Genomic DNA, 12,680 nt, shown 5'->3' with positions numbered 1-12,680 from the left:
TCCTCACCCTACCATATGTACATTAAGCATCTGTCGGACCACTGAATACAACAATTACCATAATAAGACCTGCTACAATCATGAGCGAATAGGCAATGAAAGCGAGTACAATTTTACCAACGCGGTTCGTGATTTTATAACGACTAAAGTAAATAGAAAATACCGCAATAAACATAAATACAATGGAACCCAATGAAATCCACATCTTTAACAAACCTGGCGACAAATTGCATCCACTCCTTTTTTCACCGTTATTATAACATAAGGACTTATAGTTAAGATGGATATTAATAGAACATTCTAAATTTAATATTTATTTACCTTCCATTGATTTACGCTCTATAGTAATTACTTTCCTATTAAATTGACAAATTCCTGCTTTTTCACATAAAAAAAATCGAAGCGAAGGGGGCTCTTCGCTTCGACCGTAACTAAATATTCCCATACTAACAGTTCTACTCATCTTTATTTACACGTTATTTTATGCAAGTAAATGATTTTGGGTATCACCAATTGCCTATTTTTTCATATTTCTTTGCACTTAATTTAATTTTTCTCCTAAAACATTCGCTAAATCTTCCATTTCATGTGTTTTAGTACGAGACATAAGCGCGTCTACTGCATCTTTTGCCTTCACATCATTAAACAGTACATTATATAAAGCATCAGCAATCGGCATTTTTACGTCGTATTTTTGAGATAGCTGGTAAGCTGCTTTCGTCGTGCGTACACCTTCTACAACCATTCCCATATTTTCTAATACTTCGTCTAAATTTTTGCCTTTTCCAAGAAGATTACCAGCGCGCCAATTTCGAGAATGAACGCTTGTACACGTTACAATCAAGTCTCCAATCCCGGTTAAACCTGAGAACGTCAGAGGATTGGCGCCAAGCACCGTACCTAAACGAGCGATTTCAGCTAAGCCACGAGTCATAAGAGCGGCCTTCGCATTGTCACCATATCCAAGTCCATCCGTGATACCAGCAGCAAGAGCAATAATATTTTTTAACGCTCCCCCAATTTCCACACCAATCACATCAGGATTTGTATAAACACGGAAGTACTGTTGATTATTAAATAAATCCTGCACTTTTTCTGCTGCTTGTATATTTGTTGAAGCTGACGTCACGGTTGTCGGCTGCCTTCTACTTACTTCTTCAGCATGACTCGGACCTGATAAGACAACGATGTCTTTTGTATCAATTTCTTGTTGAATCATTTGAGATATACGTAAAAGAGAATCCGGTTCAATTCCTTTACTTACGTGAACAATTGTAAACAGTTCATCGGTAAGGGATTTTAGCTGTTGCAACACTTCACGAATGGCCTTCGTTGGAACAGCTAAAATAAGGGTTTCAACACCCTCTATTGCCTTTTCTAATGACGTAAAACCTTTAATCTGATGAGGAAGCTCTACACCAGGCAGATATTTTTCATTCTGATGCGTCTCGTTGATTTGATCAATGACTTGTTGTCTATGTCCCCAAATGCGAACATCGTGTCCATTTTCCGCCAATACGAAAGCTAATGCAGTTCCCCAACTCCCTGCTCCTAGTACAGCTATTCTTTCCACGCCGATCACATCCTCTGTTATTTTCTTGGTCTTGCAATAATTTTAATTGGAGTTCCTTCGAATCCAAAAGCTTCACGAAGCTTATTTTCTAAGAAACGTTTATATGAAAAATGCATTAGCTCAGGATCATTTACAAACACAACAAAAGTTGGCGGCTTGATTGCTACTTGAGTTGTGTAATAGATTTTTAAGCGGTTGCCGTTGTGAGTAGGCGTAGGGTTCATTGCTACTGCATCCATAATTACATCGTTTAAGATGCTTGTTTCTACACGTACAGCATGGCTTTCGCTTGCAAGATCAATCATTGGCAATAGGGTATGCGTACGTTTTTTCGTTTTAGCTGAAAGGAATACAATTGGAGCATATGTTAAGAACTGAAAATGCTCGCGTATATTTTCTTCAAATTTTTTCATTGTTTTTTCATCTTTTTCTACTGTATCCCATTTGTTCACAACAATGACGACAGCTTTTCCAGCTTCTTGTGCATAGCCAGCAATTTTCTTATCTTGTTCAATAATACCCTCTTCAGCATTTAATACAATTAAGACAACGTCTGAGCGTTCAATTGCCTTTAATGCGCGAAGTACGCTGTATTTTTCAGTACTCTCGTACACTTTTCCACGCTTTCTCATTCCAGCTGTATCAATAACAACATATTCTTGATCTTCTTTTGTAAACTTCGTATCGATGGCATCGCGTGTCGTGCCGGCAAGATCACTGACAATAACACGGTCTTCACCTAGAAGAGCATTAACTAATGAAGATTTCCCTACGTTAGGACGACCAATCAATGAAAATTTAATGACGTCTTCTCCGTAATCTTCGTCTTTTTCTTTTGGAAAGTGCTTAGCTGCCTCGTCTAGCAGGTCACCTAAACCTAAACCATGCGTTCCTGAGATTGGGAACGGTTCTCCATATCCTAGTGCGTAGAAATCATAGATTAATTCTCTCATTTCAGGATTATCTACTTTATTAACGGCTAGGACGACGGGCTTTTTGGATTTGTATAAAATTTTCGCCACTTCTTCATCAGCTGCAGTAATTCCATCGCGTCCATTCACTAGAAAAATGATTACGTCCGCTTCATCAATTGCAATTTCTGCTTGCTGTTTGATCTGTTCTAAAAATGGCTCATCTCCAATATCAATACCACCAGTATCAATAATGTTAAAGTCCAAATTCAGCCACTCACCTGAACTATAGATACGATCACGAGTTACACCCGGAATATCTTCTACAATAGATACTCGCTCTCCTACAATTCGGTTGAAAATTGTTGATTTTCCTACGTTGGGACGACCAACAATCGCAATAATTGGTTTTGGCATACGATTCTTCCCTTTCCTTGATCTTTTTTATGTATCGGCAACCAGTCTTTAATCGACTAAAGGTATTTATCTACATGTACAAATAAATAAGATCATTCTTTTTTCAAAAATCGAGGCCATGCAGCGTGGCATGACCTCTACTAATCGATCATAAGCGATAAAGCAGGATTTTTATCAGCTCTTTCTTATACTGAACTGATTAACTGCCTATCCGCTGAATAAGCATTACTCTTTCAATCAAACAATTTTATCAAAAATCACCGGTAACAACAATATAATTTTACGAAATCTCTTCTTCTATTTGTAAGTACTTTGCTTTTGCCTGTGAGACTTCAGCACGTACAAATCTAAATAAGCAGAGAAATAAACCAGCATCTCCCAAATAAACATCGCTCCTACTGCTGTGGCTAAAACGTCGAGTGTACGAAGAGACCCTATTTCATAAGATGCGATATCCCGAATGACAACTGCATATAAAAAGTCTCCTCCAACTACACCTAAAATGATTGCTGCGAATCTTTTTTCAGCATCTTTAACCACCATAAAGCAAATATATAAGATAAGTCCAGTCAAAATCCACTTACGATCAATAAAAATCCAGACAGGATCATAGAGCTCAAGTAAACAAAAACTAGCATAGGCAATTATTATAATGCCGCATACAATAACATAATATAACTGCTGAAATCGGCTGTAGCCTGAAGCATACACACACGCTACTCCCACTAAAAACAAAGCGGTGTAGCTACATGAAAACTGAGTCATATGCATGTTCATTCCGCTTAGGAGTATACTGATTAATATAATGGCTGCTACCTTCCAACGCCTAGCTGTTTTGGGCATAAGAAAAGTCGCAACAATCCATCCCATCCACGAAAGCCAATAAAAGAAAATTCCGTCCACTGAATATGGCACCTCCCCTATCTGTCATCAGTATGTATCAATTTTGGAAAACTTAATCGGAGTTTTAGAATAGAACCGCTTATTTTGGACAACCTATCAGAAAAAAGGAGGGAATATAAAATGGGAAAAGATCGTCAAGAGAAAAAATTAAAGGAATCAAAACGAGTTGAATCTGACCGTGATCAAGGACTTCACTATCCGGGAGCAACTAGCTTGCAAAGTCCTGAAGAAGCGCGCGAGTTAAATGAGCATAAATAAAAAAATGCGCTGACTAAGTCAGCGCATTTTTTATTTTAAAACTGGATGTGAAACAGGATAGGAACGTTCTTTCTTTCCTGTAAACAAAAAGAGAACTCCTCCCACTAACAATAGTGCTCCTGACAAATAAAATCCGAATTCCATACTTCCAAGTTTATCTGCAAAATATCCGGTAATGTAAGGTGCAAAGATCGATGACAGCATGCCGCTGAAGTTAAAAAAACCGTACACTTTAGAGTACATGGAAGAGGGAGTAATATCCGCCATATACGAAATTAAAATCGGATCTAATGCTAATTTCCCTATCAGACCGTACACAATTAAGCCGATTAATAGCCAAGAATAACTCTCTGTATAGGGAATAAAAAATTGACATAAAGCGCCCGCTACTGACAAACTCACAATTAATGCTTTTTTATTTGCAATTCGATCCGATATATAACCAAAGAAGATTGCTCCCGGAATAGACGCCCACGGTACTAAAGATGCTATGATGCCTGTTTGAGACCCTTCTAAGCCGCGCGAGTGCTGCAAATAATAAGGAAGCCACGTCAGCATCCCAAAAAATCCGTAAAGAGAGCAGAAGATTAAAATGTATACGAAAATATGATTTTTTGTAAATAATACTTTTAGCGACTGCTTTGTTTCTTTATTTAGCGAATTTTTTTCTTGATCCCTTTGCTTATCTTTTACAAAGAAAGCTATTAAAATAGCTATTACTATAGTCGGAATAGCAAATAAGTAAAAAGTAAACTGCCAGTCTTTTTCTAACGTATATGTAATGTATGTAGAACCGATAAAACCAAGCGATATACCAAAAGCCATTCCACTATTGATGAGCGCAGACACTAGACCTCGGTATCGTTCAGACGTGATGCTTGAAGAAATTCCGTATTGTGAACCATAATACGTTCCTTCTCCAAGTCCTGTCAGCGCCCGCATGAGCAAGAACATACCGAAAGTAGTCGTAAGTCCTGTAAAGAATGTGGCAACTCCAAACAAAATGTATCCAGCCACTAAGATCTTAACGCGACCAAATCGATCTGCCAAAAAACCCGTTGGAATCTGCATAGCTGCATACGCTGCAAAAAATACGGTAGACATTAGCCCAAGTTCAGCTTTATTAAGATCCCACTGCGCACCGATATCTCCCATAACTGGAGATAAAATATTACGATCTGCATACATGAAAACCCAGCCTAAAAAGAAAAGAAAAATTGTAAATATAGGATGTCCCTTTTTCATTACGCCACCTCTTTTTTCTGATTTTTCTGTTTATTTAACTTATTATAAGTGGCTAACGTTTGGGATTTCATGCTTTTTGTCACTTCTTCTGCCAATATTTTTTGTTTTTTTTAATGAAAACGCGATCATTCATCTTCTAAGGAAATAAAAAAGCAAGCAGTTAACTGCTTGCTTTTTTATCATCTGTTATTAAATGTTTCTATAGATACATTTCGCTGAGTCAGCCAGCTATGGGTATCCCCTGTAATAACTAGAGGCATTTGCTGAAGCTTAGCAATAGAAGTTGCTCCTAATGCAGCCATTATAAACGTTAACTCCTCATGCAGCTCGGCTATCTCTTCTACGACTGCTTCTAAACCAGACTTCATTAAAATGGATAGAAAATATCCTGCCATTCCCGTTGCAGAAGCTCCTAACGCAATGGACTTAGCAACATCCATAGAGGTTTGAATACCTCCTGAACCAATAATGGATATACCTTCTACGTGCTGAGATACTTCCGCTAAAGAAGCTGCTGTGGAAATTCCCCAATCATTAAAGAAGTGAAAATGTTTTGCTCGTCTTTCATTTTCGATTTTCGAAAAATTGGTACCACCGTACCCACCAATATCAACGATTTCAACACCAACATCTTTAAGTTTTTGCACTGCTTGAGCGCTCATCCCAAAACCTACTTCTTTGACAATTACAGGAACGGTTACTTCTCGGACAATTCGTTCAATACGATGTAATGCATCGGTAAAATCACGATCTCCCTCTGGCATGACCAGTTCTTGTATAACATTTAAATGAATTTGAAGTCCATTTGCTTCAAGCATATCAACCGCTTTTTTAGCTTGTTCAACTGTAGCTTCACTGCCTAGGTTGGCAAAAATAATTCCGTTAGGGTTTTCTTGACGCACTACTCTGTATGATTGTTCTTCCTTTTCATCTTTAATCGCAGCCATCTGCGATCCAACGGCCATTGCTAATTGACCATGATGAGCAATTTGAGCAAACGAACGGTTAATCCGTTCCGTTTCTTGTCCGCCTCCACCCGTCATAGCATTTATAAAAATTGGCGAACTTAACAAAAGTTCGCCAATTTTTGTATCAATATGAACATCGTGCACGCCTGTATTTGGTAAGCTATTATGAACGAAGCGAATATCATCTAGCCCGTGCAGCCGATGCTGTCCCGTTTGAATCGCATGATGAATGTGATCAATTTTACGTTTTGCTCTGCTCACAAATCATCACCATTACTTATCTTAATTTTTTTAATTGATCCCCAATCATATCACCTAATTGGAAGCCTTTTGACTCTTCTTGTAATTCATAGTCACCGTAATCTTCTTGCTCTTCTTCCTCAAGGTCACGAATGCTTAACGAAACGCGTCGTTCTTGTTCATTCACATCAAGTACTTTTACCGTCACTTTTTCGCCTTCAGAAAGCACTTCATGCGGTGTCCCGATATGCTTATGTGAAATTTGAGAAATGTGTACAAGTCCTTCTACTCCAGGTAGAACTTCCACAAAAGCTCCAAAAGATACAAGTCTTTTAACAGTTCCATCTACTACATCACCTTGGCGAAGCTTCGTAGAAATGTTGGACCATGGACCTTCTAACGTATCTTTAATAGATAATGAAACACGACCCGTTGATTTGTCAACAGATAATACTTTGACTTTCACAGTATCTCCCTCAGCTACTACGTCTGAAGGCTTTTCTACACGCGTATGTGAAAGCTGAGAGATATGCACTAGCCCATCTACTCCGCCTACATCTACAAACGCACCAAAGTCTGTTAAGCGCTGAACGGTTCCTTCTAAAACCTGACCTTCTTTTAATGACTCAAGAACATTTTCTTTTTGTTGTACAAGCTCTTCTTCTACAACTGCACGATGCGAAAGGATCACGCGATTTTTTTCTTTATCTAATTCCACTACTTTGACTGTAAGAGTTTGATCTTGATATTCTGCGAAATCATCAACGAAATGAGTTTCAACAAGAGAAGCTGGAATGAACCCTCTTACACCAATATCTACTACTAATCCGCCTTTGACAATTTCTTTGACTACCGCTTCAAACACTTCACCTGAAGAAAGTTTTGCTTCTAAACCGTCCCATGCTTTTTCAGCATCTACAGCCCGTTTAGATAACACAAGCACATCGTCTTCCACTTTAATTACTTTCGCTTCGACTTCGGCACCTTCTTGGATTACATCCCCTGCTTTTTCAATATGTAAGCTCGCTAATTCACTAATTGGAATAATACCGTCTAGTTTGCTGTTAGGCACATCTACATACACTTGCTTTTCTTCTACTTTTGTAATAGTACCTTTTACTGTTTCTCCTACTTCTAATGACGTTACCTCTACTTGATTCATATCTTCTGTCATCGTCTTTTCCTCCTCCAATATCCATCTACAATATGTATTCCCTTGTAAGAGTTCTTCACTCTTTTAGCTCATCATTATTGTATATAGCTCTGTATAGAAAAAACTCTCTTTGTTACTAACTTCTAATAAATAGAATCTTTTGTCAAGTCATAAGGTTACAAACTATTGATATTTTTCAATTAATTCACCAATGCTTTTCATAATAACTTCGGTTACTTCCTCGGCTGATGCCTTTCGTTCACGAAGTTCATCCATCTGAATTGGCGGTCCGTACACTACTTTTAACCTTGCAAAACGCTTATATGGACCAATAACAGCACAAGGAACAACAGCTGCTTTTGAACGCAAAGCAAAAAAGCCTACTCCAGCCATTCCTTTTCCTAATTTTCCATCTTTACTTCTTGTTCCTTCTGGAAATAATCCAAGCACTTTTCCTTCTTTTAAAATCTTTAACCCTTGGCGCAAAGCTTCACGATCTGCCATCCCCCGCTTTACAGGGAACGTTTCTAACTTTGGCAGAACCGTCTTCAGAAAAGGTGCTTTAAACAGCTCTGCTTTTGCCATAAACGAAATAGGCCTTGGACATGTCACACCTACCGTAGGCGGATCTAAGTTGTCAATATGATTTGAACAAAGCAAAACTCCGCCTTCTGAAGGGATATTTTCTGCACCGATTACTTCATAACGATAAACTGGTGTTAAAATACCTTTTACAATGCCACGTGCAAACATATAAAAGCTCAAAATCATCCAATCCTTTCGTTTGTAATAGAAAGTATTTTTTCTACAACTCCTTCAATCGATAAGGAAGTTGTATCGATTTCAATTGCATCTTCAGCTTTTTTAAGAGGTGCTACTTCACGCTCAGAATCCAGCTTGTCTCTGCGGGCAATTTCTTCTTTTAAACGCTCTAAATTTGATTCAAAACCTTTTTTTATGTTTTCATCATGGCGTCGCTGTGCTCTTTCATCCACAGACGCTAATAAAAAGATTTTAACTTCTGCCTGAGGAAGCACGTGTGTACCGATATCACGTCCATCCATTACAACGCCTCCATCTTTAGCAAGGCCCTGCTGTCTCGCTACCATCTCTTCACGAACTGCACGATGTTTCGCTACAATGGATACAGAGTTAGTTACTTCTGCGGAACGAATTTCACTTGTAACATTCTGTCCATTTAAGATGACTACCTGCCCAGATTCAGACGGTTTTAAATCGATTACTGTTTCATTAAGCAAATGCAATAGCTCTTCTTCATTTTGCAAATCCACCTGGTTTTTCTGCGCTTGATACGTTAGAGCACGATACATCGCTCCTGTATCAACATAAATATATGATAAGGTTTCTGCTATAATCTTTGCCACTGTACTTTTCCCAGCAGCTGCAGGACCGTCAATCGCGATTGAAATTTGTTTTTCCATAAGTGCCTCCCTTAATTTCAAAACAGGAACAAACCACTTTCATCTTTTATACAATGAGCCATTTTATATGAAACGTTTATAAACGAAAAAAAGAGCAGGGGGTCTTCTCCTGCCTGGTGTTCACTGCATGTTTCTTTCCTAGTTATTCTACCATACGTCCGACTACTGGTCGAATGTTTCAATAATTTTATTAAAATTATTTTTGCTAACTCCCTCATACTGAATGACCTTTGAGAAATATGTACTGTGACTGCTAGATAGTAAAATACATTGGGCAATTATTAAAAACACAAATTGAATAACCACTAATTTAATTAAAATTCGTTCTATTCGATTCATCTTTTTCTCCTTTTGTAAGAAGTAATACCTTTGCTTACAGTTTAGGAAAGAGAAGTTTTTTTTATACGCTAAAGAAGACCTTTTCTCCTTAGGTCGAGCTGACGCTTTAAGGTATAACGAATCATCATTTCTTTCGTTTGTTTTTCCATGTCCATAAATTTAATAGATAGCTGACCTACTTTACAGGAAGTCGGGGCGGTAATTCGTACAACTTCCCCTTTTAATTCAAGATGCTGCAAAGTTCCCTCACGATTAGGAAGACTTAATCGTACAACAACGGAATCTTTCTCATTAAAAAGCAGCGAATGATGGAAGGAGCCGGCTACTCCACCTGCACTGATGTTTTTAGTCATGATTTCCATTACGGCCTGCTGTTCTTGTTCACTTTTTATCACCGCCTTCACTGTAAGCGGCACACGGAAAAAATTTCTTCTTTGGATAGATTTTAACTTTTTATCGCCCGGGTAAAAGAGCTTTACTACAGGCATGCCTTTTATTTCGCGTCCTGTTACTTCAGTTGGAAAGGTATATACATTTTGATTATATCCAATAAACGTAGCCAGCAATTTTGTACCTTTTAGTAAAAAAGCACTTCGCTGCGTTTCTTCATTTAGCGGATAGCTAATATAAATCACGTCTTCCGTAAACTCAACTACCTTACATCGATACGTTTGTTGTAAGGTAGACTCTCTGTGCCCGCTCTCTAACGTCAACCTCATTCCCGCTTTTATCATCTTCTCTCTCCTTCAGTTCCACTATATACACTTTTTCCCTTTATTTAAACATAGTCAAATATATTTATTTTGTAAATAAAAATTAGTCATTTAGACTCAAAAAAACTTATACAATACAAAAAACCGGTGTCTATAGACACCGGTTTCTCAGCTTTACACTTCATTATATAAAGGTTCTGAGTTTTGCAGTTTTTCGACTTTCTCTTCAAAACCCGTATCGGCATTGATAAAAATACGATACGTATCATTTTTAATTGTCCCTAAAAACTCATAGCATAGCACTTCTTCGTTTAAATCATTTGTAATAATTGCCAAGCGGTCTTCCATCACTTTTACATTCGAGTTTAGCTTGGTTTTTGCCTGTTCTTTCGAAATTTTAGGTTTTGGAATATCTCTTGTACGATGTTTTAATAAGAAGTCTTTAGCTGAGAAGCCAATCACAGATCCATCTTCTAAAGACATTTTCATTTTAACTGAATCCGGATAAATCCGAACTCCACTTTCCGTTTGCTCAACGAATGTAAAGACTCCCATGTTATCGTATTGAGCGCTTTCAGCCATCACTAGGCTTTCAAAACGATGATCTTTTAAAAACTTAGTCGCTTTGTTCATAGCATCGTTTAAACTAATATTTTGTTTTTTAATATCTCGATCTTCGAGCACCCAAAGCGGATATCCACCTTTTTGGGTAATATCCATATACGTCTCTTGTTTAGTCTTTGGATCTGTAATGGTTAAGCTGTACACCTCATAATCGGCATCTTTTCCGCTCTTTACAATATGAATTTGTTCATTTCCTTTTAAATTCAAAAACGAACGCGCCACTTGTTTAGCAACATCTTCACTAACTTCTCTACCTTTTAATTGATGAAAAGCGTTTTTTTCCTGTTCATTCGTTGCATTCATAACCCCTAAATCTGTTTCGGCAAAAGAATCCATACTTTTTTCAACGGTTTTTAATCCGTCAATAATCGTATTGTCCCCTTGCTTTTCTTTTGTGGCTAGAGCTAGCTCAACATCCATCCAGCGCAAGTTATTATCAATGACTAGATGCTGTACTTGGCGCATTTCATTTTGAATTTCGCCTGACTGATCATAAAGCGAATTTAACGTTTTATACTCTTTATCTGTTAAGGGAGATTTGCTTAAATCCCTTACCGCCACTTTGTACGTAAAGTCACCAACATCTGAAAGAAACTCTTCTGTTTTATTGAACGGTAAAAGCGATAAAGGCAGCTGTCCTACATTGTTATGAGCTTCAGAAGTTAAACGCCATACTTCTGCAAGCGCGGGCGAAAGCTGATCTCTCGAACTCATGGCAAGCGTGCCACCGATTTTATCATTTAATAAATCTAGCTGATATGACAAATCATGAAATGCTCGTTGATACGTATTCTCCGCTTGAAGCAGCACAGCATCTTTTTCTTGATGTTCGCTGTACCCCCAATACCCTACACCTACAACACCAATAGCTAATAATACAATTAAAATTGTTCGAATCATGTTTCCTTCACCTCTCTTTATCGACAGAAAATGTGTTTCCCGATTTGCTTAATTTGAGGACGTGACCAAATCCATGCGCTTGTTGCTGTATCCGGATTAAAGTAATAAATAGCATTCCCAGTAGGATCCCATCCGTTAATCGCATCCATAACCGCTTTTTTAGATGTTGGATTGGGTTCAAGCCAAATTTGCCCATCTGCTACGGCAGTAAATGCACGCGGTTCAAAAATAACTCCAGCGACTGTATTTGGAAATGACGGACTGTTAACTCGGTTTAAAATAACGGCCGCTACGGCTACTTGGCCATTATATGGTTCACCCCGTGCTTCACCATGCACAGCATTTGCCATGAGCTGAATATCATTTTGTGAAAACCCGCTCGGTACATTCACCGCTGTTGGCTTTTGTGCTTTTTCTTTCTGTTGTTCAGAATTTCCTTTAGACGTATTACGCTGCGGCTGACTGGCAGGTTTTTTTGCTTGAGAAGATCCGCTTTGTGCTTTTTGCTGACCATTGTTCCCGCTGCTTTTTCCACTGCTACCGCTTCCTTTAGACTGCTGATCAAGAGGCTTACCGCCATAGTGCGTAAACTTATTGCCTTTTCTAATTTGATTTTTCACATAGCTTTCGTGATATTTTGTTGCGTTAGCTAATTTAATCTTTGTTTGCCAGCCTGCTAAACCGTCAATCTTTTTAATGCCAAATTCATATTGAAAATTGCGCAGTGCCCAGTATGTGCTCCATCCAAATACACCGTCAATTTTCCCGTTATAATAACCTAAATACTGAAGTCTCGACTGCAGCTCAATAACGTCATCTCCAACTGCTCCGTGTTGAATGACTTGATTTGAAAACGCGTGAGCGGCCTTTGGACTCACAACGGACGCTGCAATAAATGAACATATGCATATGAGACATGCATACTTTTTAAAACATCGAAATGATAACATGACAAAACCTCCTACATCGTATGTAACTGATAAGATGATAGGAG

General features: G+C 38.2%; 14 protein-coding genes. 1 reads left to right on the top strand and 13 read right to left on the bottom strand.

The genetic code is table 11. The annotated features are described in order from the left end of the window. Positions 1-22: 22 nt before the first annotated feature. The 4 genes from ACH6EI_RS02840 to ACH6EI_RS02825 all read right to left on the bottom strand — a co-directional run bounded on the left by ACH6EI_RS02840 (position 23) and on the right by ACH6EI_RS02825 (position 3,804). Positions 23-226, bottom strand: coding sequence for a DUF2768 domain-containing protein (locus tag ACH6EI_RS02840; RefSeq protein ID WP_028411511.1), 204 nt, complete (start codon positions 224-226; stop codon positions 23-25). A 315-nt stretch (positions 227-541) separates the two neighbouring features. Beyond that, positions 542-1,573, bottom strand: a complete 1,032-nt coding sequence (locus ACH6EI_RS02835) for an NAD(P)H-dependent glycerol-3-phosphate dehydrogenase (RefSeq protein ID WP_013059021.1) — start codon at positions 1,571-1,573, stop codon at positions 542-544. Between the two features lie 17 nt (positions 1,574-1,590). Next, the gene (der, locus tag ACH6EI_RS02830; RefSeq protein WP_028411512.1) at positions 1,591-2,901 is read right to left on the bottom strand and encodes a ribosome biogenesis GTPase Der; all 1,311 of its coding nucleotides are present in this window, start codon (positions 2,899-2,901) and stop codon (positions 1,591-1,593) included. A 297-nt stretch (positions 2,902-3,198) separates the two neighbouring features. Continuing rightward, entirely contained in the window at positions 3,199-3,804 is a 606-nt protein-coding gene (locus tag ACH6EI_RS02825; protein ID WP_028411513.1) for a YphA family membrane protein, read from the bottom strand. A 120-nt stretch (positions 3,805-3,924) separates the two neighbouring features. On the opposite strand from ACH6EI_RS02825, the gene ACH6EI_RS02820 reads away from it, so the two are divergent. Next, on the top strand, positions 3,925-4,062 hold the full coding sequence (locus ACH6EI_RS02820) for a YpzI family protein (protein WP_013059024.1): 138 nt from the start codon (positions 3,925-3,927) through the stop codon (positions 4,060-4,062). A gap of 30 nt (positions 4,063-4,092) precedes the next feature. On the opposite strand, the gene ACH6EI_RS02815 is transcribed toward ACH6EI_RS02820, so the two are convergent. The 9 genes from ACH6EI_RS02815 to sleB form a co-directional block, all read right to left on the bottom strand. Beyond that, a complete protein-coding gene (locus ACH6EI_RS02815) occupies positions 4,093-5,307 on the bottom strand; it encodes an MFS transporter (RefSeq protein ID WP_028411514.1) in 1,215 nt (404 codons plus the stop codon). 179 nt (positions 5,308-5,486) lie between these two features. Then, positions 5,487-6,536 carry a type 2 isopentenyl-diphosphate Delta-isomerase gene (gene fni, locus ACH6EI_RS02810; protein ID WP_099000472.1) on the bottom strand — a complete coding sequence of 350 codons (1,050 nt, stop codon included), beginning with the start codon at positions 6,534-6,536 and terminating at the stop codon, positions 5,487-5,489. A gap of 16 nt (positions 6,537-6,552) precedes the next feature. After that, a complete protein-coding gene (gene rpsA / locus ACH6EI_RS02805; RefSeq protein WP_028410732.1) occupies positions 6,553-7,689 on the bottom strand; it encodes a 30S ribosomal protein S1 in 1,137 nt (378 codons plus the stop codon). 162 nt (positions 7,690-7,851) lie between these two features. Further along, entirely contained in the window at positions 7,852-8,439 is a 588-nt protein-coding gene (locus ACH6EI_RS02800) for a lysophospholipid acyltransferase family protein (RefSeq protein ID WP_033579748.1), read from the bottom strand. Next, positions 8,436-9,110: a (d)CMP kinase gene (gene cmk, locus ACH6EI_RS02795; protein WP_028411517.1), complete on the bottom strand. Its 675-nt coding sequence runs from the start codon at positions 9,108-9,110 to the stop codon at positions 8,436-8,438. Before cmk ends, ACH6EI_RS02800 begins: the two co-directional genes overlap by 4 nt. 162 nt (positions 9,111-9,272) lie before the next feature. After that, complete coding sequence (locus ACH6EI_RS02790; RefSeq protein ID WP_013059030.1) at positions 9,273-9,449, bottom strand: YpfB family protein; 177 nt, start codon at positions 9,447-9,449, stop codon at positions 9,273-9,275. A 68-nt stretch (positions 9,450-9,517) separates the two neighbouring features. Then, positions 9,518-10,183: a flagellar brake protein gene (locus ACH6EI_RS02785; protein WP_028411518.1), complete on the bottom strand. Its 666-nt coding sequence runs from the start codon at positions 10,181-10,183 to the stop codon at positions 9,518-9,520. Between the two features lie 153 nt (positions 10,184-10,336). Then, entirely contained in the window at positions 10,337-11,686 is a 1,350-nt protein-coding gene (gene ypeB / locus ACH6EI_RS02780; RefSeq protein ID WP_014458333.1) for a germination protein YpeB, read from the bottom strand. 17 nt (positions 11,687-11,703) lie between these two features. Then, on the bottom strand, positions 11,704-12,636 hold the full coding sequence (sleB, locus tag ACH6EI_RS02775; RefSeq protein ID WP_028411519.1) for a spore cortex-lytic enzyme: 933 nt from the start codon (positions 12,634-12,636) through the stop codon (positions 11,704-11,706). Positions 12,637-12,680 lie beyond the last annotated feature (44 nt).

It is taken from the genome of Priestia sp. JSM ZJ58 (genome assembly GCF_044383985.1).
GTDB lineage: Bacteria > Bacillota > Bacilli > Bacillales > Bacillaceae_H > Priestia > Priestia zanthoxyli.
This window is presented reverse-complemented; position numbering and strand designations above follow the sequence as displayed.

Coding starts and splice junctions, on each gene's coding strand:
- der (WP_028411512.1), bottom strand. CDS start 2,901: ATGCCAAAACCAATTATTGCGATTGTTGGTCGTCCCAACGTAGGAAAA.
- ACH6EI_RS02820 (WP_013059024.1), top strand. CDS start 3,925: ATGGGAAAAGATCGTCAAGAGAAAAAATTAAAGGAATCAAAACGAGTT.
- ACH6EI_RS02815 (WP_028411514.1), bottom strand. CDS start 5,307: ATGAAAAAGGGACATCCTATATTTACAATTTTTCTTTTCTTTTTAGGC.
- rpsA (WP_028410732.1), bottom strand. CDS start 7,689: ATGACAGAAGATATGAATCAAGTAGAGGTAACGTCATTAGAAGTAGGA.
- ACH6EI_RS02800 (WP_033579748.1), bottom strand. CDS start 8,439: ATGATTTTGAGCTTTTATATGTTTGCACGTGGCATTGTAAAAGGTATT.
- cmk (WP_028411517.1), bottom strand. CDS start 9,110: ATGGAAAAACAAATTTCAATCGCGATTGACGGTCCTGCAGCTGCTGGG.
- ACH6EI_RS02790 (WP_013059030.1), bottom strand. CDS start 9,449: ATGAATCGAATAGAACGAATTTTAATTAAATTAGTGGTTATTCAATTT.
- ACH6EI_RS02785 (WP_028411518.1), bottom strand. CDS start 10,183: ATGATAAAAGCGGGAATGAGGTTGACGTTAGAGAGCGGGCACAGAGAG.
- ypeB (WP_014458333.1), bottom strand. CDS start 11,686: ATGATTCGAACAATTTTAATTGTATTATTAGCTATTGGTGTTGTAGGT.
- sleB (WP_028411519.1), bottom strand. CDS start 12,636: ATGTTATCATTTCGATGTTTTAAAAAGTATGCATGTCTCATATGCATA.